Genomic DNA, 22,381 nt, shown 5'->3' with positions numbered 1-22,381 from the left:
TCGACCGCGAGATTTCCCGAAACTTCTGATCAGTCTGCCAAGCGTCAGCATGCCGACATCGCGGGCGCAGGGTCAATCCAGTTGCTCCCGTGAAACGATGAGGCGGGGCCTGTCGCACACTTGGCGGCAGGCCCAAGTCGAAACCAATATCATCGCAGATGACGTACAGAATCTCCTGCCGGATAGGTCCCGCGGACGGTCCTTCGGCTTCCAGCCTTTATGGCTCGTTCCCCCACGGAGCGTCAGGCGCCCTGCTGAGCCATTCCTCAACTTTCAGGACCGCTGTCGCAAGGGCCGCGACGAATTCATCTTTCGGCGTACCGCCTGATTTCCATTCGACCCACGCAGCCTCTAGCTGATCCATGGCCTCGGCGTATTCTATGATCAGCTCTACCGGATCACACCAGAGCTTCGAAGCTCCACCGCCACGCTTAATTGCCTGACTGTACCACCAATTAAAACGCAACTCGCCCGATAGCGCCCGAATGGCCAGGTCATCGGCCGCGAAACCAAGATTTGGCTCATGCGTCAGAACGTCGATCATTGCAAGTTTCAGTTCTGACATATTTATACGTCGCTTTTGGTGCTCGCTACCCACCGAAGTTCTCCCGAGCCCATCGCAACAGGACGCCGGCACCAGTCGGCACGTTACTACCTCCCGCATTGGCAACCCTGGAACAGTACACCAGGCAGCTGTTCCGTCGGACGTCATAGCCGCCTTGTCCAGCACTGCCACGGTAGGAAGATCGCGCATATCTGATTGCCGCATTGGCATCTTCCAGGTCGAACGTTCTGGATCCGACATGAGTCAACCCGTTCGGGACACCCTGGAATCGCATAGGCTTCAGGATGCCATTGATTTCGTTGGCGTGCGCATGCTCATAGTCGCCGTTCTGGCCTCTGATCTCGATGCTGAAATGCGGTCCTTCATCTCCGACATATGCATGTACCGTGGCCGTTCCTGGGCAATTGTGCACCAGCACCGGCGTGGCCCCCGCCAGCACATAGTACGTGTGGAGCTGGCTGACCGTCAGGTCGTGGGCCGTGGTCGGGGGGAGCTCGTAGTTGCGGGCGGAGTGGACGGTGACGGGGGTGCCGTCGGGGCCGAGGAGGGTGTGGCCGGGCTGGAGGTCGGCGGCTTCGGTCCAGCGGGAGGTGGTGGTGTCCCAGAAGGGGTGGTGCTGGGTGGAGGTGAGCGTGACGGGTGGCGCGCGCGGGGCGGCGTCGGCGGTGAGGGTGAGGTCGGTGAAGAGGGTGTCGTCGGGGGTGGTGATGGTGTTGACGACGGTCTGGGCCGAGGTGCTGTTGGTCTGGGGGTCGGTGGCCAGGACCTGGTCGCCGACCGTCACCTCGCCGATGGGTTTGGCGCTGCCGTCCGCGAGGAGGACGGGTGTCGTCGGTGGGAAGCTGTGGGTGATGCCGACGGGCAGCGGGCAGGCTGCCGCTGCGGCCTGTTCGGCCTCCTTGGCGGCCTTGGACTCCTTGCGCCAGGTCTTGAGGCCGTCGTAGAGCTCGCCGGCGAGCCGCTTGATGGTCTTGGCGAGGTCGTAGGCCTTGTCGAGGCGCCAGAGGTACTTCGAGGCGAGTTTGGCGAGGGGCCCTCCGCCCAGGAAACTGGTGACGATGTTGACCGCGGTCTCGCCGCATGACCCGAGGTCGCCCGTCGTGACGCAGTTGAGGGCGTCCGTGATGCCCAGTTCATCGGCGACGATCTTCGCCAGCTGCTTGCCGACGTTGAGGACCTTGTCCTTCGCCTCGGATGCCTTCTTGGCGCTGGTGTTCACCGGGGTGGTGGGGGTCCCTCCGCCACCGCCGTCACCGCCCCCGCCACCGCCGCTGCCGGTTCCGGCGGTGCCGATGCCCGGGCCCTGGACGGGCCTCAGCGAGTCCGGGACGTAGTAGTTGGCGGTCGTCTGGGAGGCGTTGCCCATGGTGATGGTGCCGGCGGGGCCGCAGGCGTAGAGGGTGCCGCACTCCTCGGAACGCAGTCCGCTCGGGTCGGACTTGTTGACCGGGTCGTTCTCGGAGTAGGCGTAGCCGTTCCACTGTTGCGGGTCGCCGGGGTCCAGGACCGGGTCGAGGCTGAGGAAACGGCCGGTGGTGGGCTGGTACTGGCGGGCGCCGAGGTTGGTGAGTCCGGTGACGTCGTCCTTGGTCCCGCCGACGAAGCCGTGGTCGCCGGCCCAGACGGAGGGCTGGGTGCCGCGGGGGTTGCCGAACGGGTCGCTGGGGCGGCGGTTCTCGGCGAGGGTCCTGGCGTTGACGGCCAGGGTGCCGCTGCCGTGGTGGTCGGCGAACTGGTAGGTGAGTTCGTTGCCGCCCTGGCGGACGAGGGTGGTGCCGCCGGGTATGGAGTAGTAGCGCGAGCCGCTCAGCGACTTGGTGACGGTGTTGAACACCAGCTCGTCGCCGTTGCCGAGGTTGATGGTCGTCCGGCCGGGGTTGCGCCGGACGAGCTGGTTGCCCTCGGCGTCGTACAGGTAGGTGGTGGCTCCGGTGCCCGTCCTGGTGAGCGATTCGAGCCTGTCCTCGCCGTTCCAGGTGAGCGTGGTGGTGCCGGAGGTGTCGGTGACGGCGATGGTGTGGCCGGCCGCGTCGTACTGGGTGGTGCTGGTGGTCGGGGTGTTGCCGCCGACCTGGTTGGTGGAGGTGAGGAGGGCGTGGGGGCCGCCGGTCCCGCCGCCGGTGCCGGGGGCGCTGGTGGGGGTGTTGCGGGTCCCGGCGGCCGGGAAGGTCTGGGTGGTGGTGATGTCCTTGGCGGTGTCGCCACCGGTGTCGTGGGTGACCATGCCGGTGCGGTTGCCGGTCGGGTCGTACTGGTAGCTCTGCCAGTACGGGGCGGAGCCGCCCACGGTGGTGCGTGCGGGGGTCCGGGCGCCGCTGGTGGGGGTGGCGTTGGCGCAGGCGCCTCGGCCGCCGACGACCGGGTCGGTCTCCTGGACGAGGGGCCCGGTGTCCGTCCAGGCCGTGGTCAGCCGGCCCAGGTGGTCGTAGCCGAAGCACTGGAGGTCGGTCGCGGCCGGGGTGTTGTTCGGGACGGTGCGGACGGCGGTGAGCCGGCCGACCTGGTTGTACGCGTACGCGGTCTGCTGGACGGTTCCGGTGGTCGAGGTCTGCTTGTCGACGAACTGACCGAGCTGGCGGCTGGTGGGTTCGTCGTAGGTGTTGGTGCTGACGATCTGGGTGCCGTACGGGTTGACGGTGGAGCGGATGTTACGGCCGTAGGCGTCGTAGTCGGACTGGACGTCGTAGGCGATGCCGCCGAGTCCGCCGATGTCGTGGAGGAGGCCGTATGCCTCGTAGTTGTAGGTGACCGTCTCCGGGAGGAGGTCGCCGACCGCGGGCAGGCCCTGCTTGGTGGGAGCACCCGTGATGGGGTTGTAGACGGCCTGGTAGGTGAAGGTGAGCGGGTTCGACTGCTCCACCTCGCCACCGGGGACGGTGACGGTGGTCCTGGTGGGCCGGTACGCGGTGTCCATCGCGGTGACCGCGGTGGTGTAGGCCGCGCCGTTCGCGCCGCCGACGTAACGGGTGGAGGACGCCGGCTTGCCCTTGGCCACCGTGTCGTACGTGTAGCCGGTCAGCCGGTTGGCCGGGCTGACGGTGTCCTTGTAGGTGCCGGTCCTGCGGCCGAGGAGGTCGTAGGTGGTGGTGATGCTCTGGCCGCGTGCGTCGGTGGTCCTGGAGATCCGCCCGGCGCTGTCGTAGCTGATCGTGCTGGTGCCGGCGTCGGGGTCGCCGGTGCTGGTGCGGCGCCCGCGCTGGTCGTAGCCGTAGGTCCAGGTGTTGCCCGCGGCGTCGGTGTGCGAGGCCTCGTTGCCGAGCCGGGAGTAGGTGTAGGAGGTGACGTCGGCGTCGGCGGGACTGCCGGTCGGGGTGGGTGTCCGGTACTGCCACAGCTGGAGGACCCGCCCGCGCGAGTCGGTGAGGGTGCTGGTGGCCCGGCCGCCCGGGGGCGGCGTGACGTCGACCCGGTCCGCGCCGGGGTACGACGTGGTGGTGGTGCTCTGGAGGACGCCGTACGCCCGGAATTCGGCGGCGATGGTGCGTCCGGTGCCGTCGTGGACCGTGCGGGTCTGGTTCGGGACCTTGGCGTCGTCGGGCTCGAAGCGGGTCGTGCTCGGGGGGTTGAGGTTGTTGTAGTACGTGTTGTTGACGCGTGCCGCGCGACCGTGGGTGTCGTAGTAGGTGTCGGTGATGAGACGGCCGGCGTAGGCGGAGATGGCGGGGTCGGCCTGCGTCTGCACGACCCGGGCGAGGCCGTCCATGATCTGGATCGACTTCTGGTACGACTTGTTGGCCCGCAGGGTCTCCGTGGTGATGGACGACGCTTCGTTCTTGACCAGCCGGTAGGTGAACTTGTGGTCGGCCGGTTCGGGGGCGGCGCGTCCGGCCTGCCAGACGGCCGTCAGCCGGCCGAGGGCGTCGTAGGTCTGGGTGACCGTGCGGCCGTTGGCGTCCGTGGTGGTGAGCGGCAGGGACCGGGTCGGGTCCAGGGTGACGCTGGATGTCCAGCCGGTCGCGGCCTCGGGAGTGCCGGCCGGTGCGGGCGCGGTGATGGTGTTCCGGTTGGGCAGTTCGCCCGGGAGGGCCGAGCCGTAGACGGTGGTGGTGACGGCGCCGTTGGGGTGAGACGGGTCGGTGGTGGTGGGATCGGTGACGGTGGTGGGACGGCCGTAGACGTCGTAGGCGCTGGTGCCGGTGGTCGTCCACTGGGCGGCGCCGGTGGCGTCGTACTTCTCCAGCACCTGGATTGCGGTGGCCGAGCCAGTGGTTCCGAGGCCGCCGTAGGGCTGGTCGTCGAAGAGTGTGCGGCCGCCGGTCACGGTGTTCCTGGCGTCCGGTTCGGCGGTGCAGGCGTTCTCACCGGAGACGGTGAGTGTCTGGGACACCGCGTTGAGGATGGGTGACGCCGGATTCGTCGCGTAGGAGGAACGCACGCACACGTCGGGTGTGCCGTCGGCCTGCTGGAGTACGGTCAGCGGGCGGTTGGCGTTGGCCGGGTCGGTGGTCGTGGTGTCCACGGTGGTGCGCCAGCTGCCGTCGGCCTTCCTGGCCTTCGCCGTGACGGTGCTCGTCGTCGAGGTGTAGCGGGCCACGAGCGGGGGGAGCGTGCCGCGGCGGTGGGTCGCGGTGTCGACGTGGCCCTTGCTGGTGTTGACGCTGCTCGCGATCGGGGTGTTCGAGCTGCCGTCGAGGTAGGTGTCGGACTCGACGACCTGTCCGGCGAGCCAGTCGTGGTCGACGACGGCACCACTCGTGGGACCTTGCACCGTGCGGGTGCGAGCCGTGCCGGAGGCGTCGAGGTCGCCGTCCATGCCCTGGTGGTAGTACGTGGCGGTCTTGCCCTGCGGACCGTCCTCCGCCGATCCGGTCAGGGCCGTGACGGAGGCGAACCCGCGGAACTGGTCCCAGGTGCGAACGGCGTCGTCGATGCCGGAGGCGTCGTTGCGGTGCCACGCGGCGGGACCGTAGGCGTAGCTGGTGGTTTGGACGAGGGAGCCGCGGACGAGGTCGGAGCGCGGGTCGACCGTGACGCTCTGGACGGGGTAGCGAAGGAACCAGTCGTCGACCGGCGCGTCGTCGGGCCTCGAATTCGGCGGGTACCACTTGACGTTGAAGCACGCCAGGGTGTTGTTGTCGGGCGACGCGGGCAGCACGTGGTTGTCGCGGGAGCAGGACTGCTTGATGTAGGTGACGCCGATCGTCCCGCCGGTCTCCGTGGAGATGAACTCGATCCGTGGGCGGAAGAAGTCCGGCCTGGCCGGGGACAGACCGTCGACGCGGTTGCGCAGCAGGGTGTCGGCGAAGGTGACCTCGGGAAGCGTGACCGCGCTCTGGCCGTTGAGGTTGGCCTCGCCCTTGCGCTGGATCGAGGAGAGCCAGGGGACGCGGGTTTCCTCGCTCAGGTTGTGGACGTTCTTGAAGGTGTGCGTCAGCTGGTAGGTGTCGACCGGCCGGTACTCGCCGTTGACGCGGACCTTGGTGGTGACCTTGTTGAGCCACCAGGTGGTCCAGAAGGTCGGACCGGGGTTGGCGCAGGGGCCGGTGGCGGAGCACTGCTGGTCCAGCGGAACGTCGGGCCAGTTGGTGGCGTTCGCCGGCGTCCGCTGGTCGGGCCGGCAGGCGTCCGCTCCGGCGACGCACCGCTCGCCGGTCTCGAACGCGACCTGGACGGCCGGCTGGTGGGCGCCGTTGGCGTTCAACTGGTCGGACAGGCGCTGGCCGTAGCCGATGCTCTGGAGGACACCCGCGCGGGTGTACGCGGTGTTCGTCCCGCCGTTGTGGTTCTGTCCCGCACCGCGTGCGTAGTGGTTGGTCTCGGGGGCGTAGGTGTACGTGGTCAGGTTGCCGTGGGCGTCGACGATGTGGTCGAGGTTCCAGCGCCAGGCGGTCTGGCACCAGGAGGCCGTGCCCTTGGCGGGGTCGTGGCACGGGTCGCCCGGTTTGGGGGAGAAGACCGGGACGGTCCACGCGGACCGGGTCTCGGGGCCCGTCGCGGTCGGGGCACCCTGGGCCGAGGGGAGGTGGTTGAGGCCGAAGTAGTAGACCGTGCCGCCGGTGTCGGTGACCTTGAGGTAGGAGCCGTTCCAGGTGCCGTTGGTGGCGCCGGTGAGGAACTGGACCCTGGTGCCGTCGTCCGACTGCAACCGCCAGGTGCACTTGGACAGTTCGTCGCGCGGGTCGGTGGTGTCGCACGAGCCGTCCTGCGGGACGAGCTGGCCGGAGTGGCCCGCGAGCGACAGGGTGAGGTTGGCGTCGGCCCAGCACTGGTCGCCGGATTCGGCGATCCCCGCCTTCGCGCAGGGCTGGTAGGAGCGTTCCACGAAGCCGGAACCCAGGTCCCAGCCATCACCGATCCAGGATGCCTGCGAGTTGGTCGCCGATGTCCTGCCGTCGACGGACGACGAATCGTAGGAGAGGCCGACCTGGGGCACCGCGCCACCGAGGCTCGGTGGCATCTGGACCGGGTAGTTGTAGGTGAAGGCACCGGACGCCCCGCCCGCGGCCCAGGCCTGGCTGGGCGCCAGACTGGTGGCGCTGTACGTTCCGGCGCCGCCGCCGGCCGATCCCTCCAGTGCGAGGACGATCGACGGAGCCGAAGCGGGCCCGCCTGCCGAGGGTGCGTCGAGGTTCTTCGCCGGACGTGACGTACGGGCCTCCGCCGAGGGCAGGTCGACATCGGCGACCAGCCGCTTCGACTGCACGTCGTAGTGCGAGGGGACGGGCGTACGGGTCCGGCACTCTTCGGCGCCCGGGCTGGTCAGGGAGCAGACGGGAAGTGCGACGAGCTTCGCGCGGGTGGCCCAGTCACCTCCGTACCCGGGGGCGAGTGCGGTGGGATCGATGCTGACCCGTGTCCGGGCGCCGGCCCGTCGGTCGACGAGGGAGAGCGAGACGAGTGCTCCGCTGACCCCGACCGCCCTGGTCGCGGCGGAATCCGCGACCGTGACGTTGACCTTCGGGCCGTTGCCGGGCACGTCGCCAGCCGCCTGGGACGCCGCGGGGGCGTCGCCCGTGCCGGTGGTGGACGAGAGCCAGACGGGGAGATCACCCGCCTTCGACGTGGCTGCCTGCGGCTCCGTGACCGCCTTGCCACGGCCGTCGGAGGGCATGGAGGGCGTTCCGGGAGACGAGGGCTTCGGCAACTGGACCGTCGCGGTACCGGTGGGCACCGCCTTCGGGTTCTTGTCCGGAGTCCAGTCCTTCGTCCCGGTCCTGACCTCGGCCGTCTGCGAACGGGGTGCGTTCCTCCCCTCGACGGAGGCGGTGCCGGGTAACGGCGTGTTCGGTGGTGACCAGACCCTCTCGTAGTCCGGGGCGGCCGCGAACGCCACACCCCCTGCGGGCACCACCAGGGAGGCGATGACCGCCAGGGTGCTGAGCATGGCGGTTCGTGGGCGTCGTCGGTAGTCAGCCCGTGGACGGGCCTCGCGAGCACGCTGAGAGAACACCGTCGCCCTCCGTTGGTGGCCGTGTTCGAGACCCGGCTCGTTGATCAAGGCGAGCTGACCTTATGGGTCGTTTACATTCGATGTCGAGGAATCGGCGGAGATCTAGTACTGGTGATCTGAATCACCACGTGCACGAATCATGGGAACTGATGGCAAATCAGTTCAACCGGGTAAGGCCGTCATTGACGGATCGTCATTCCGCGCGAAAGGTTCTGATTCGCCCTGTGCGCAGTGCCGGCCCCGGCCGAGTCCGCACCCACTCGTCATCGGGAAGGCTCGCCGTGCCCACGTCCCCCCGACCACACTTCGCCCGGCGCCGAGTACGGTCGTCGGCCCTACGCCTTCCCGCGCTCGGCCTGGGGCTGGCCCTGTGCCTCGGTCTTCCGGCGCTGCCGGCTCACGCCGACCCGGAGCCGGGCACCAGAGGCCTCGCCGAGGTGATGGCGGAGGCGGACGCCCAGCACGCCAGGATCCGCCCACCGGAGACCGCCGCCGAGAAGGCGATCGCCCGGGCGAAGGCCACCGGGACGGAGGTGCGGGTCGAGACGCTGACCGACGACTACAGCGAGACCGTCGCCACCCCGCAGGGACACCTGCGGAAGACGCAGCACCTCGAGCGGCAACGGGTGCGGCAGGAGGGCGCATGGGCCACGCTCGACGCCACCCTGGTCGTCGACCCGAGGGGCGGCTTCCATCCGAAGGCCGCCAGTGCCGACGTGCGCCTCTCGGCAGGAGGTCCCGGCGCGCTCGCGACCCTGACCAGTCCGGACGGGAAGCAATTGACGCTGCACTCGCCCTTCCCCCTGACCAGGGGCCAGGTGGACGAGGACGGCGACGGCCTGCTCTACCCGGAGGTGGCACCCGGTATCGACCTCAAGGCCACCGCGACCAAGTTCGGGGGCCTCAGTACCGTCCTCGTCGTCAAGAACGCCGCAGCGGCCGCGAACCCGGCGCTCCGGTCGGTCACCTTCCCCACGACCACGACGGGTGTGACCCTCACGGCGGACGCCGGTTACAACCTCATCGCCGCGGCCGAGGACGGCACGACGCGGTGGCACGCCCCCGCACCGCGGATGTGGGACAGCTCCACCACGGCCCCCGTCGGGACCTCGTCGAAGAGCGCTCAGGCCACCACCGGTTCGGCCGGCGAGGCCGTGGCCGGATCCGGCGACGGGCCGGACGGCCCCGGAGCCAGCACGGCGGACGGACCGGGCGGCAGTGCGCGGGTTTCGGTCATGCCGGCCACCGCCGGGGCCAACGGGGTCACGCTCAGCCCCGATCGGGACCTCCTCGCCAACGGGGCCGGACCGTGGTACATCGACCCGGGTTGGATCTACGACGACCGCGCCGCCAACGGCTGGACCTGGACCCAGTCCGCCTACCCCGACACGAACAACTTCCTGAAGACCGTGACGCCCCAGGAGCCGTACAACCGGCCCGGTGTCGGTAGGCAGGACTATCAGGTGAAGACCGGGGTCGAACGGTCCTTCTTCCAGATCGACACGCGCGGCTTCGAAGGCACCGTCATCAACTCCGCGGTCATGTCGGTGTGGCAGGCCAAGTCGTCCAATCACAACTGCGCGAAGACCTACCCGCTCAACCTGTACGTCGCGGACCGCCCCATCGGCTACGGCACGACCTGGAACAACTCCCCGAAGAGGGTCGGCGGCCAGGTCGGGGACACCGCCTGGGTGGGCGGATCCGGTAATCCCGATTGCCCCAACGGCCTCGAGGTCAAGTTCAACGTGACCGCGCCCTACCGTACCTGGGCCGGCGGCACGCCCAGCCTGTCCTTCATCGTCGAGGGGGACGAGAGCGACAAGCTGGCCTTCAAACGCCTCGACTACCGGCCCGTCGTGGTCGTCGAGTACGACCGCGCGCCCAACACCCCCACCAATCCGTACGCGTACCCCGCACCGCGCACCGTGTCGCCGAACCAGAGCATCCAGGGGTGTGACGGCAACGGCTGGGGCTGGCTGGGCGCCGGGTCGGACCTGGGGGGCGTCACACTCAACGCGACCGTCAGCAGCCCCGTCCAGCAGCAGCTGTACTCGTGGACCCATCTCTGGGACTACACCCTGCCGGGCGTTCCCGACGTCGCATCGGGATACACGGGCCCCGTCGGCAACGGCGGTAACGCCGCCTACCAGGTTCCGGCCGGGGTCATCAAGGACGGCCACGTCTACGGCTACGGCATCCTGGCCAGCGACATGCTGGTGGGAATGTCGGCGTCGACCCCGACCTGCCACTTCGGGGTGGACCAGACCCCTCCGACCGTCAAGGTCCTGACGCTCGACGACCAGCTGTCGGACGGAGCGCTCGCCACCCAGTTCCCGCCCTCCGGCAACGGACAGAGCACCGGTCTGCGCGCCGGGCAGTGGGGCCACGTCCCCTACACGCCCCTCGACCCGAATCCCTCCGGCGGCCAGACCTCAGGAGTCGTCTGCGCCCGGTGGAGCCTGGACCCGCAGTTCGAGGGTGCCTCCTGGCAGTGCGGTGGCTCGATGCCGGCCGATGCCCTACCGGTCCTCCCCACCGCCTGGGGCACCAACATCCTCCACATCCAGGTCCAGGACAACGCCGGGAACGTCTCTCCGGTCGCCCAGTACGCCTTCTACGTCCCCTGGAGCCCGGACGGTCCCCAGCCCGTCTTCGGAGACGTCACCGGCGACGGCGCGGCCGACATCCTCACCGCCGACCAGGCCGGCAACCTGCGTACGTACAGCATCCCCGGCAACACCGTCGCGAAGAGCCCGACCGCCGCGCTCGCCGCCGCTCCCGCAGACACCCCGAACCGGCAGAGCTGGGCGACCGACGCCGTGCAGTACAGCCACCGCGGCGCGCTCACCGGCGGCAAGCACGTGGACGACCTCTTCGTCCACGTCAAGGACGACCCGAACCTCTACGTCTACGGCAACCCCGGCAACTCCCGCTCCCTGGGGCGCTACAACAGCAAGGTTCCGCTCGGCAGGCCGGCCTGCGTGACTCCGCCCGACGACTCCGCCTACTGCAACGGGTACGCCGCCGACTGGTCGCGGACCCTGCGGATCGCCGCACTCGGCGACCCGGCCCGCACCGACCTCGACATCAAGCTCGAATTCAGGAACAAGACCGGCCTGATCACCGTGGAGGCCAACGCAGACGGGAGCGACGGCGCCCTGTGGTTCTTCCCCGCCACGACGACCAACCAGCTCGGCCGGCCCGTCCGCCTCGCCTCCGGCGGGTGGAAGGACATGGAGCTCATCACCCCGGGCGACTGGGCCGGCCAGGGCCACCCCGGACTGTGGGCGCGCAATCTGCGCCCGGCAGCCGCGGACCCCGCCTCCGGTGAGCTGAACGCGTACACCTTCACCACCGGCACCCTCAACGTCGTCGACCCGGACTTCGGGGACCCGGTTCTCGACGAGAACGGTGCACCCCTGGTCGTCCCCACCCTGACCGGGATCTCCGGCGGGACCCGGATCGGCGGCGTGCCCGTCGAGACCTGGCCCGTCCTCGGCTCCGACGGCGACCTGCTCGGCAACGGTGCCCCCGCCCTCTGGGGCCGCCACGCCGACACCGGGGACATCCAGATCTGGTGGGGTCACCGTACCGGAGGCCCCGACGCGCCGGGCATGGGCTGGGACGTGGGCCCGGTGACGATCGCCGACATCCGCGTCACCCCCGACTGGTACACACTCGACCGCCGGAACACCCTGCACCCCGACCCCAACACGCCGGTGACCGACAGCAGCCTGGGCAACGCGCTCGTCCGGGGCGGTAACCCCGGCTTCACGGCCGACCGCAACTCCGTCGCCGACAACGCCTCCACGTTCGACGGCGCGAGCCACTACCGGAGCTCACAGGCCCCCGGCATCGACACGTCCCGCAGCTACAGCGTCGCCGCCTGGGCGAGGCTCGACAGCGCCGACGGCTACGGCACCGTGCTCTCGATCAACGGCAACGAGCGCAGTCCCTTCTACCTCCAGCACTCGAAGACCGCCGGAACGTGGGCCTTCGTTTCGCCTCATGAGGACCGGCTCTCCACCGACACCTACTACGTCGCCGGCGGATCCGCGCAGGCGCAGGCACAGGTCGGCCGGTGGACCCACCTGGTGGGCACCTACAACGCCGAGTCCGCGACCATGACGCTCTACGTCGACGGGCGGGCCGTCGATGCCACCAGGAACCCACACCCCTGGCGCAGCGATGGCGGCGGGACACTCACGATCGGTGCCGCCACCACCAACTACCACCCCGTCGAGGACCACTTCCGCGGTGCCGTGAGTGACGTACGCACCTACCCCTACGCACTCACCGACCCCCAGGTCAGCAACCTGGCCATCAGCGGCACCACCCTGTCCGTCCACAGTGCCCTCGACGGCGGCAAGTGCGTGGACAACCTCGGTGCCGGCACCGAGGTCGGTGTCTGGGACTGCTGGAACGGTGCCAACCAGCAGTTCAGGTTCGACACCGACCACCACGCCCTGATCATCCAGGGCAAGTGCGCCACCGTCCGGGACGAGGGAACGGACAACGGCACCCCCGTCGTCCTGGCCGACTGCGACAACCTCAAGGGCGGCCAGAAGTGGCTCCGCCGAGCCGACGGCAGCCTCTACAACCCCCACTCCGGCCGGTGCCTCGACCTCCCGGGCTGGGTCACCACCAACGGCACGCGGCTGGGTATCTGGGACTGCCTCTCCGGCGCCAACCAGCGCTGGACACTCCGACCCACCGCCTGACCCTCCTCGCCGGGCCCCGGCCGAGGTCGGTGAGAACCGGCTGCAGAGACCACCGTGCCCCCGTCGCGCCGACGGGGGCACGGTGGCAGGTACTCAGACCGCGGTCAGCCAGCCTTCCTCAAGACCGTCGAGAACGAACCCGTTCTCGAAGCGCACCCGGTATCCGATCCGGGCGCCGGCTCCCGGGGCGGATGCTCCCGCCGCGATGATCCGCTGACGGATGTCGTCCATCAGGCCGGCCGTGAAGCTGTCGAACCGGGCGCCGCGGATCTGCTGCTCGAAGCTCGCGAGCATGTCCTGGGAAGCGCCGCCGGCTTCCTTGGCCGAGCCCGTGACGACACCCGTCAAGCCTTGGGCCAGGAACAGCGGACCGGGGACGTCGAGCCTGGCCGCCGTGCCGTCCGCGGTGACCTGCACATCCCTGGTCAGCCTCACCTTCGCACCGATCTCGTACGGCATGGGTGGTACCCCCTCTTCGATCCCCGCCCTGTCCGGGCAAGCGTAGTCAAGGTGCCATGGAAGGAAAGGATGTTCGGCAAGGACGAATCGTCGTCGTGCACGCTCATCCGGCGGGCGGGTGGCGTTCCGTCAGGCGAGCTCGATGACGAGTGAGGAGTAGGAGGGGATCATCACCTTCCGGGCGTAGCCGCGGGAGACGATCCGGTAGGGGCGACCCGCCGCGCGGACGGCCTCGACCATCCGGGCGATCTCGGCGCGCGCGACGGGTGCGCCCAGGCACAGGTGTCGGCCGGCGCCGAACCAGAGCTGGCGCGAGCGCGGGTCGTACGGGCGGGCCAGGTCGAAGCCGCCGGCCAGGTTGTCGGCCGCGTAGGTGACGAGGAGGATCCGCTCGTCCTTGCGCAGGCGGCGGCCGGCGAGGGTGACGTCCGCGCTGACGTGCCGTCCGATCACCGGCGCGGGCGTGGTCACCCGCAGTCCTTCGCGGACCGCGTCGGGGATCAGCCCGGGGTCGGCGAGGAGCGGTTGCTGCTGCTCGGTGTCGTGGATCAGCGCGACCGTGCGGGCCATGGCGCTGGCGGCGGTCTCGGTGCCCGCGACGAGCAGCAGCGAGGCGAGGCCGCTGGCCTCCTCCAGGGTGATCCCGGCCTCGCGGCAGCGGCCGAGCAGGGTGTCGGGTCCGGCGTCGGCGTAGGCCGCCGGGACACCGCTGGTCAGTGACCTGACGATCTCCTTGGCCGCCTCGATCCGCTCCGGCGGCAGTTCGGTCGAGGCGGTCGTGTCGAGTGCGAGCGCCGCCAGCCGCTCGCCGGCGGCGAAGGTCTCCAGGTACGCGGAGTCCGGGCTGTCGGAGGGGAGCCGAAGGCCCAGCAGATCGCTCATCAGCCGGCCGACGACGAGCCGGGCGGCCGCGGCCACGTCGACCTGCTCCCCGGCGGCGAGGCGGGCCGTGACATCGGCGTAGATCGGTCCGGCGGCCCGCTCGACCAGGGCGGCGGAGTTCTGCTCGGTGAAGAGGTCCCGGGCACGCCGGCGCAGGTCCGCGTGCCCGGCGCCGTCGAAGAGCCGGGTGACGTACGGCCCGAGGATCTGCTCCCACAGGTGGCCCACGCCGCCCTCGCCGAGCAGGGTGAAGTGTTCGTGGTCGTTGAGCACGGCCCGGATCAGGGTGGGTTCGCCCGCCACCCAGCCGAGTCGGGGCACCCGCCGGATCGGTCCGAAGGGCCGGGCCATGGTGATCCTGGTCAGGGTCCACAGGGCGGGTCGGCTGGCCCACAGCAGCTTGCTCTCGTGTCGTTCCGCCGTCGTCGCGCCCATCGTCGCCCCGCCCCCGTCGCCGCGGCCGCCGCTGCCGCCGCCTCGATTGTCCGTTCGAGGCACCGTACCGTGGTGGGCAGGGCCCTGGCCTGGAATCATCGTATGATCGGGCGGCTCGGGGGAGGCCTGGGCGCAGGGTCGGGGGAAGTGGACAGTTGGTCGGGCAAGGCGGTGGGACGCGGGCGGTGATCGCCGCGGTGGCGGTGCACCTGCCGGAGGTGTCGCTCACCTCGCGCGAGGTGGAGCAGCGGATCGCCGGCAGCGGCCCCTACCGGCCGCGCCCCGGGCTGATCGAGGCGGTCACCGGAATCGCCTCGCGGCACGTCGCCCCTGACGACTGGCAGGCCTCCGACCTGGCCGCGGCCGCCGCCCGGAAACTGCTGGCCGACGCCGGTCATGACGTCCGGGACCTCGACCTGCTGATCTTCGCCAGTGCCTCGCAGGACATGGTCGAGCCCGCCACCGCGCACATCCTGGCCTCGAAGATCGGGGCGCGCTGCCCGGTGTTCGACGTGAAGAACGCCTGCAACAGCATGCTCAACGGGATCCAGATCGCCGAGGCGCTGATCGCCGGCGGGCAGTACCGCAGGGTGCTGGTCTGCACCGGGGAGATGCCGTCGAGGGCGATCCGCTGGTCGGTCCGGGACCGGATCCAGTTCGCCGAGTCGTTCCCCGGCTACACCCTGTCCGACAGCGGCGCGGCCGTGCTGCTGGAGGCGGGGGCGGCACCGGACGGGATCTTCCACCGGGCCTTCACCGCGGACTCCTCGGCCTGGGAGGTCGGCACCCTGCCCGGCGGTGGCACCGCGCATCCGCGGGACCCGGAGGCGGGCTACTTCCGGATGGACGGCGCGCGGCTGCAGGCGGCCTTCGAGGCGCTCGGCCCCGAGCTGATCCACCAAGCGCTGTCGGAACACGGCCTGACCTGGGCGGACTTCGCGGTGGTGGCGGTGCACCAGGTGACCGTGCCACTGCTGGACGCCTTCCTGCGCGGGACCGGCCTGACCGCCGGGCCGCTGGTGCCGGTCCTGCCCGAGCACGGCAACCTCGCCTCGGCCTCGCTGCCGTTCCAGCTCGCCCAGGCGTTGGAGCAGGGCCGCTGCGGGCCGGGCGGCCGGGTGGCATTGATCGGCCTGGCCGGCGGGGTCTCGCTCGGCGTTCTGTTCGCGCAGCTGTGAGCCCGGTCGAGGCGGTTGTGAGCCCGGTCGAGGCAATCGTGAACCCGGTCGAGAAGGAGCACCAGTGACCGACCTGTGGGTGGTCGTGCCGGCCTACAACGAGGAGGCCTCGCTGCCGGCCACGTTGCGCGCGCTGGCGCAGCAGCGCGACGCGGACTTCGAGTGCGTGGTGGTCGACAACGCCTCGACCGACCGGACCGCCGAGGTGGTCCGGGAGTTCGCCGTCACCGCCGGCTTCCCGCTGCACCTGATCACCGAGACACGCAAGGGCACCGGCGCGGCGGCGGACACCGGGATGCGGTTCGCCATCGAGGCCGGCGCCCGGTACCTCGCCCGCACCGACGCCGACTGCCTCCCGGTACCCGGCTGGACGGCGGCCGTACGCCGCGGACTGACCGGCGGGCTGGAACTGGTCACCGGCCGGCTGAGGCCGCGCACCGACGAGTTCCGGCTCAAGCTGTGGGAGAGCCGGCTGCTGCCCGGGGTGGTCGCGGTGGCGGCCTGGTTCGGCAGGTTCCGGCCCGGCAACCGGGACCCGCGGTACCTCGGCCCGTACCTGATGTGCCCCGGCTGCAACCTGGCCATCACCGCCGACCTCTACCGGCGCAGCGGCGGTTTCCCGCGCACCGCGATCGAGGAGGAGCACGAGGACCGCGCCCTGGTGAACCGCGTGCGCAGGCTCACCGCGGCCTACGGGCAGGTCCCGGGCATGACGGTCCACGGTTCGGTGCGGCGGCTGCGCGCCTTCGGGCTGCGCAACACGCTGGCCTGGTACGCGGATCACCGGTACCGGCCGGACGTGGTCGACATCCGATGAAGCGTCGGGAACACGTCCGGGGACGACGGGTACAGCCGGCCGCGCACCCCCGGAGGCACGCGGATCACGTACGACCGGAGGTGGCCACCCCATGAGCAGCACACCGGATCCCGCGGGCACCGGACTGGCCGGGCGGATCGCGGACCACGCGCGCCGGACGCCCGACGCGGTCGCCCTGATCGACGCGCACGGCACGCTCACCTACGGCGAGCTCGCCCGGCGGGTCGCCGCGACCGCGAGCGGGCTGCGGGCGGCCGGCATGAACGCCGGAGACACGGTGCTCTTCGCGGTCCGCCCCGGCCGGGACGCCCTGGTGCTCGGCCTGGCCGTCATGACGGTCGGCGCCGCCGTGGTGGTGGCCGACCCGGGCGCCGGCGCCGAGCTCGACGCCGCGCGCGGACGGCTCGTCGCCGAATCGCTCGCCGCGCCGCGGTGGCTGGCCGCCGAGTCCTGGCTCTGCGCGCTCTCCGCCCGCGGGGCCGGACGCGCACTGCTGCGCCGCCTCGGCCTGAACCTGCCCGCGCTCCACGACCCGACCCTGCGCCTGGTCCACACCGGCCCGCGCCTGCCCGGCCTGCCCCCGGACGCGCTCTCCGCCGCCACCCTGGCGCGTACGGCGTCCGCGTCCGCGTCCCCGTCCGCACCCGCGCACCCGGCCGCGCCCGTGGGGGATCCGGACCGTCCGGCCCTGATCGTGTTCACCTCCGGCACCACGGCCCGCCCCCGTGCGGTCGTCCACAGCCAGGCCACGCTGCTCGTCGGCGCGGATCTGCTCGGTGAAAGCCTCGGCCTGCCCACCGCCCGGGGCCCGGTCGTCGTGCACTCCGAGCAGCTGATGATCGCCTTCGCCTTCCTCGCCGCCGGCGCCACCTGGTCGGCGGCGCCGCTCCCGGTGCGGCCGAAGCGGTTCCTGCGGGACCTGCGGCGCCGCCGGGCCACCCACACCTTCGGCACCCCGGCCTCCCTGGCCCGCCTGCTCGCCGCCGGCGAACTCCCGGACACCCTGGGCACGGTGCTGCTCGGCGCCGCCCCCGTGCCACCCCCGATCCTGCGCCGCCTGCGGACCGCGCTCCCCTCGGCCCGGATCGCCGTGATCTACGGCGCGACCGAGATGCTGCCGATCGCCGTGACCGGGGCCGAGGAGAAGCTCGACCACGCACCCCACGGCGACCTGGCCGGCCACCCCCTGCCCGGCGTCACGGCGCGCCTCAACGAGGAGGGCGAACTCCTGCTCCGTGGCCCCCACCTGGCGATCGGCTACGTCGGTGACGGAGCGATCGGTGAACTCAACACCGGTGACCGGGCCCGGATCGACGCCGAGGGCCGGATCGTGCTGCTCGGCCGGACCAAGGACATGCTGATCCGCGGCTCCTTCAACCTCTACCCCGGTCTGTACGAACCCGCGATAGCCGCTCTTCCGGGCATCGCCGAGGCCGTCATCGTGGGCGTCCCCGACCCGCTGACCGCCGACGAGGCGGTGGTGCTGGCCGTCCGCCCGGACGGCTCGGTCCCGGAACCGGAACTCCTGCGCCGCCTGCACCGCGAACTGCCCCGCACGATCGACCACGCGGCGCTGCCGGACCGGATCCACTGCCTCCCGGCGATCCCCCGACGGGGACGGACCGAGAAACCCGACCGCGAACGACTCCGCACGCTGGTCGCCACGCCCCCGCACCGCGGCGCGCGACCGCGGCGCCCGTCCTGACGCACCGTCGTCGGCGGGCGGATGGCACGAGGCGTCCCGCCCCCGTGGGTGTCGGGGACGGGACGCGGTGCGGGCCCGGGGCGCGTGGGGGTCGAGGCCGGTGTCACCTCACGCCCGGTGGCTCAGTACCAGAGGTCGGGGCTGAGCTGGTAGTCGTAGCCGCTGCCGGGCTGCCAGTAGAAGCGGGCCTCGGCCTTGTAGTTGTGGCCCGGGGTCGGGTTGGTGAGGGTGTAGGTGTAGGAGTACTGGCCGGAGCGGCAGGGGAACGAGGTGGAGAGCGCCTGGCTGCCGGTGGTGTAGTCCCAGATGATGATCTGCTCGGTGCAGTTGTTGCTGGCGAAGTTGGTGGTCACGTTCGCCGACACCTGGCCGCCACCGGCGCTGATGCAGGTCTGCTTCCAGCCCGGGCCGCCGCAGCCGCCGCCGCTGGAGGCCGAGGCCGCCCCCGCACCGCTCAGCGCGATCCCTCCGGCGAGCGCGGTGGTGGCCAGGCCCAGGACGACCCGGCGGATTCCCTTGACGGACATGTGCATCGCCTTCCTGCTCACCCGGTCCGGTTGACCGGGGCACGACACGAGACTCGGTCACGGCGATGGACATTCGATGAGCAAGCCGATCAGCTGCTCGGTCTCGGCCGCGTCGACGTCGAGGCCCAGCCGCCGGAAGTGCTCCAGCGCCTGTCCGAGACAGGCCCGGGCCCGGCTGCGGTGGCCCAGGTCGGCGAGGGCCTGACCGAGGGAGCGCAGCACGGTGCCCTCCAGCACGCCGCCGACGCGGCGGGCCTGCGGAAGTGCCTCCTCCGCGGCCCGGACGGCGGCCGCAGACCGCCCCGCCGTGAGGTGGATCCGGGCGATCAGGCCGCCGGTCGCGGCCTGGAAGGCGGGCATGCCGAACGAACGGAACCGGGCCAGGGCGGCCTCCGCCCGCTCCAGGGCCGGCGCGAGGTCGCCGCAGAGATGGAGGATCCGGGCCAGGTAGTAGCTCCCGACGGACGAGGAGATGGACACCTCACCACCGGTCAGTTCGGCACACCGCTCACCGGCCGCGCGGGCCCGGGAGAGATGGCCGCACCTCGCGAGGTTGTAACCGAGCTCGCCGAGCGCGAGGCCCTCGGCGGTCCCGTCGTCGAGCCGGTGGAACAACGACGACGCCTCCTCCAGCGGACCGATCGCCGCCCCGAAGTCGCCCAGCACCCGTGCGTTCGCCCCGAGCAACTGGAGGACGTTGGCCCGCAGCCGGCGCAGCGCCGCCCCGGCACACAGGGGCAGGCAGCGGCGGAGCTCCTCGCCCGCCGCCGCGTAGGAGCCGGCGTGCCAGAGCATGCTGCCGCGGACCGAGCGGGCGAGCGCCTCGGCGTCCCGTTCGCCGCGGGCCGGCGCCGCCTCGGCCACCCGGGCGGCCAGGCAGCCGACCGTGGTCACGTAGTCGCGGCCGAACAGGATCGAGCCCATCTTGTCCGTCAGGTCGGCGGCCTGGGCGAGCGGCAGCGCCGGGTCCTGGCAGGCCCGGCGGACCACCGCCCGGTGGAGATCGGTCTGTTCGCGCAGCCAGGCGGTGGCGTCCTCGACCGTGTCGAAGGTCCGGCCCGGCGCGGCGGTCTCCGCCGTGATCAGACTGCGGCGGGCGTGCTCGACGTGGTGGGCGGTCGCCTCGGCGTTGCGGGCGGTGGCCAGGCAGAGGGCGAGCAGCCGGGCGTACGCGGCCGAGACCTCCGCCGGAGCGTCCTCCTCGGCGCCGCGTCGCCGGGCGAAGACCCGTAGCAGGTCGTGGAGGCCGTACCGGTCGGCGGCCGGGGAGTGCAGCAGGTTCAGGTCGGCCAGGGTCTCCAGGAGGCAGCGGGTGCGTTCCGGGGAGCGGTCGAGCAGTGCCGCGGCCGGGCCGAGGCCCAGCACGGGCGTGTCCGGGAGGGCGAGCAGCCGCAGGGCGCGGGCCCGTTCGGGGTCGAGCCCGGCGTAGGAGAGCGCCAGGACGGGCTCCACCGCCGTGTGGTGGTGGGCGAGTTCGGCGAGTCGGGTCTGCTCGTCGGCCAGGCCCGCGGCCAGGCCGGCCAGGGACTGCGCGGGGTCGGCGGCGAGCCGGGAGCCGACCACCCGGACGGCCAGCGGCAGCAGGCCGCAGGCCGTGACGATCGCGGCGGCGGCCCCGGGCTCGGCCCCGGTCCGGGCGCGGCCGGCGACGGTGGCGAGCAGGTCCAGCGCCTCGGCCGGCTCCATCGCGTCGAGGTGGAGGTGATGGGCGCCCGGGAGGCCGGTCAGCCAGACCCGGCTGGTGACCAGGACGGCGCAGGTCCGGGCGCCGGGCAGCAGCGGGGCGGTCTGCTCGGCGGAGGCCGCGTTGTCGAGCAGCACCAGCAGGCGGCGGCCGGCCACGGTGGTGCGGTAGAGCGCGGCGCGCTCGGCCGGGTCGGCCGGGATCTCCCGGTCCGCGACGCCGAGGGCGGTCAGCAGCAGGCCGAGTGCCTCGGCCGGGTCGAGCGGGTCGGCGTGGGTGCCGCGCAGGTCCAGGTGCAGCCGGCCGTCGGGGAACCGCTCGCGCAGGGCATGGGCGACGTGGACGGCCAGGCTGGTCTTCCCGGCGCCCCCGATTCCGTTGACCGCCGCGATGACCACGGCGCCCGGGTCGGGCCGGGTGAGCACGGCGGTCAGCTCCGCGACGGCGCTGCGCCGGCCGGTGAAGTCGACCAGGGGAGCGGGAAGTCGTTCCGGTACCGGCGGGCGCCCGGAGTCCGCCCCCCGGCCGGGAACCGGCCGGTCGTGGGCGGCGGCCGAAGGGCCCACCGGGCGGGTCGCCGTACCGAGGGTGGGGTCGGCGCGCCGGATCCGCGCCCGCAGCGCGTCGAGCTCCGGGCAGTCCAGCCCCTCGGCGCGGTAGTCGCGCCGGGCGTCGGCGTACACGGCCCGCGCCTCGGCCGCGCGGTCCGCCAGGTGGTACTCCAGCATCAGCAGGGCGCGGAACCGCTCGCGGAACGGGTGGGCGAACACGGCCTGGTCGAGCTCCACCAGGCAGGACGGGTTGTCCCCCAGGTCGACGTCCAGGGCGAGCTTGGCCTCCAGCGCGTCCACCCGGCGTTCGGTGAGGTGGCGGCGCAGCTCGACGGCGTGGCCCCCGGGCAGTCCGGCCAGCGGCTCGCCCTCGTACAGGGCCAGTGCCCGGGTCAGCAGGTCACGGGCCCGCGGCCGGTCGGCGGCGGCGCGGAGGTCCGCCGCCTGCGCGACGAGGCGGTCGAAGGCGGCGGAGTCCAGCGACTGCGCGGGGACGTCGAGGCGGTAGCCGCCGTCGACGGTGACCAGGAGGTGGTCGGCGTGGTGAGCGCGCAGCGCCCGACGCAGCCGGTAGGCGTGGGTGGCCAGAACGGACCTGGGCCGGGCGGGCGGGTTGTCCTCGTCGAAGATGCCCTCGGCCAGGCGGGCGGCGGTCAGCGGGCGGCCCGGGTGGGCGAGCAGCATGGCGAGGAAGGCCTGCTGCTGGCTGCGGCCCAGATCGAGGCGGTGGTCGCCGAGCCGGGCGGTGAGCGGGCCGAGCAGGTGGAAGCGCAGGTCCGGTGTGCTGGCGGGTGAGGGTGCGGGTGTGGTGGGCGGTGTGGGCTCGGTGGCGATGACGGGTCTCCCGGAGGCTCGTCCGGCCCCGGCCGGGCCAGCGCGCCGGGGCTGGTGGAGGGCGGTGGCGCGTGGGGGATGCGTGGAGGGCTGAGGGCTGAGGGCTGTGAGTTGAGGAGGATTGAGGGCCCGGAGCCGGGGCACGACGCGAGGGGGCTCAGCAGTCCTCCGGTACCGGCCGGACGGCATGGGGGCTCTCGGTGGAGTCCGGTCCGGCGAGCCCGACGTGGAGCCGGCCGCCGACGTGGGTCCGGCCGGGCAGCCGCTGCCGGACGGTCGCGGCCGCAGGGTGGCCGGAGGCGGCCCGTGCGGCGCCTCCGGTGGCGGGTGCGCCGGTCGCCGCCCTCGCGACGGCGGCGGTGCCGGCCGACGCGCGGCCGATACATGTGACGGTCCCACTCATCCGTTCGTCCTCTTCCCATCGCCGGTGATCCCGGGCGGCCTGCCTGATCAGACGATGGTCGCGGCCGCCGACGGGATTTTGTGATGGGCCGGTTGACGAGGAATGAACGCTCGCGTTTATTCGCAGACGGATCTTAGACCGACCGGCAATAGGGGGGTGGGTGAAGGAGCGGGTCGAGGGCCGAGTCCGGGCGGTGCCGACGAAGGAGCCATGGCGGAGCCCTGGTGACC

At 71.8% G+C, this 22,381-nt stretch carries 11 protein-coding genes; 4 read left to right on the top strand and 7 right to left on the bottom strand.

Going from position 1 to position 22,381, the window contains the following annotated elements:
• Nucleotides 1-217 precede the first annotated feature (217 nt).
• On the bottom strand, nt 218-598 hold the full coding sequence (locus tag ACWEQL_RS11690) for a hypothetical protein (RefSeq protein WP_452150030.1): 381 nt from the start codon (nt 596-598) through the stop codon (nt 218-220).
• On the bottom strand, nt 591-7,889 hold the full coding sequence (locus ACWEQL_RS11685; RefSeq protein WP_452150029.1) for an RHS repeat-associated core domain-containing protein: 7,299 nt from the start codon (nt 7,887-7,889) through the stop codon (nt 591-593). The genes ACWEQL_RS11690 and ACWEQL_RS11685 overlap by 8 nt, the downstream gene beginning before the upstream one ends.
• A 347-nt stretch (nt 7,890-8,236) precedes the next feature.
• On the opposite strand from ACWEQL_RS11685, the gene ACWEQL_RS11680 reads away from it, so the two are divergent.
• Nucleotides 8,237-12,676 carry a LamG-like jellyroll fold domain-containing protein gene (locus ACWEQL_RS11680; protein WP_452150028.1) on the top strand — a complete coding sequence of 1,480 codons (4,440 nt, stop codon included), beginning with the start codon at nt 8,237-8,239 and terminating at the stop codon, nt 12,674-12,676.
• 93 nt (nt 12,677-12,769) lie between these two features.
• On the opposite strand, the gene ACWEQL_RS11675 is transcribed toward ACWEQL_RS11680, so the two are convergent.
• Nucleotides 12,770-13,135: a hypothetical protein gene (locus tag ACWEQL_RS11675; RefSeq protein ID WP_452150027.1), complete on the bottom strand. Its 366-nt coding sequence runs from the start codon at nt 13,133-13,135 to the stop codon at nt 12,770-12,772.
• Nucleotides 13,136-13,264: 129 nt separating this feature from the next.
• Nucleotides 13,265-14,452 carry a cytochrome P450 gene (locus ACWEQL_RS11670; RefSeq protein WP_452150026.1) on the bottom strand — a complete coding sequence of 396 codons (1,188 nt, stop codon included), beginning with the start codon at nt 14,450-14,452 and terminating at the stop codon, nt 13,265-13,267.
• A gap of 185 nt (nt 14,453-14,637) precedes the next feature.
• On the opposite strand from ACWEQL_RS11670, the gene ACWEQL_RS11665 reads away from it, so the two are divergent.
• The 3 genes from ACWEQL_RS11665 to ACWEQL_RS11655 all read left to right on the top strand — a co-directional run bounded on the left by ACWEQL_RS11665 (nt 14,638) and on the right by ACWEQL_RS11655 (nt 18,152).
• Nucleotides 14,638-15,630 carry a 3-oxoacyl-ACP synthase III family protein gene (locus tag ACWEQL_RS11665; RefSeq protein WP_452150025.1) on the top strand — a complete coding sequence of 331 codons (993 nt, stop codon included), beginning with the start codon at nt 14,638-14,640 and terminating at the stop codon, nt 15,628-15,630.
• 64 nt (nt 15,631-15,694) lie between these two features.
• Nucleotides 15,695-16,447, top strand: coding sequence for a glycosyltransferase family 2 protein (locus ACWEQL_RS11660; protein WP_452150024.1), 753 nt, complete (start codon nt 15,695-15,697; stop codon nt 16,445-16,447).
• 91 nt (nt 16,448-16,538) lie between these two features.
• A complete protein-coding gene (locus tag ACWEQL_RS11655; RefSeq protein WP_452150023.1) occupies nt 16,539-18,152 on the top strand; it encodes a class I adenylate-forming enzyme family protein in 1,614 nt (537 codons plus the stop codon).
• A 122-nt stretch (nt 18,153-18,274) separates the two neighbouring features.
• Here ACWEQL_RS11655 and ACWEQL_RS11650 read toward each other — a convergent pair whose 3' ends face one another.
• From ACWEQL_RS11650 to ACWEQL_RS11640, 3 genes are read right to left on the bottom strand one after another with little or no spacing between them, the layout of a single operon-like run.
• Complete coding sequence (locus tag ACWEQL_RS11650) at nt 18,275-18,679, bottom strand: hypothetical protein (RefSeq protein ID WP_452150022.1); 405 nt, start codon at nt 18,677-18,679, stop codon at nt 18,275-18,277.
• Between the two features lie 57 nt (nt 18,680-18,736).
• Complete coding sequence (locus tag ACWEQL_RS11645) at nt 18,737-21,892, bottom strand: AfsR/SARP family transcriptional regulator (protein ID WP_452150021.1); 3,156 nt, start codon at nt 21,890-21,892, stop codon at nt 18,737-18,739.
• A gap of 13 nt (nt 21,893-21,905) precedes the next feature.
• Nucleotides 21,906-22,151: a hypothetical protein gene (locus ACWEQL_RS11640; RefSeq protein ID WP_452150020.1), complete on the bottom strand. Its 246-nt coding sequence runs from the start codon at nt 22,149-22,151 to the stop codon at nt 21,906-21,908.
• Nucleotides 22,152-22,381: the final 230 nt, after the last annotated feature.

The organism is Kitasatospora sp. NPDC004240, assembly GCF_053603215.1.
The sequence above is the reverse complement of the archived record's forward strand: the minus strand, read 5'-3'. Positions and strand labels throughout refer to the sequence as shown.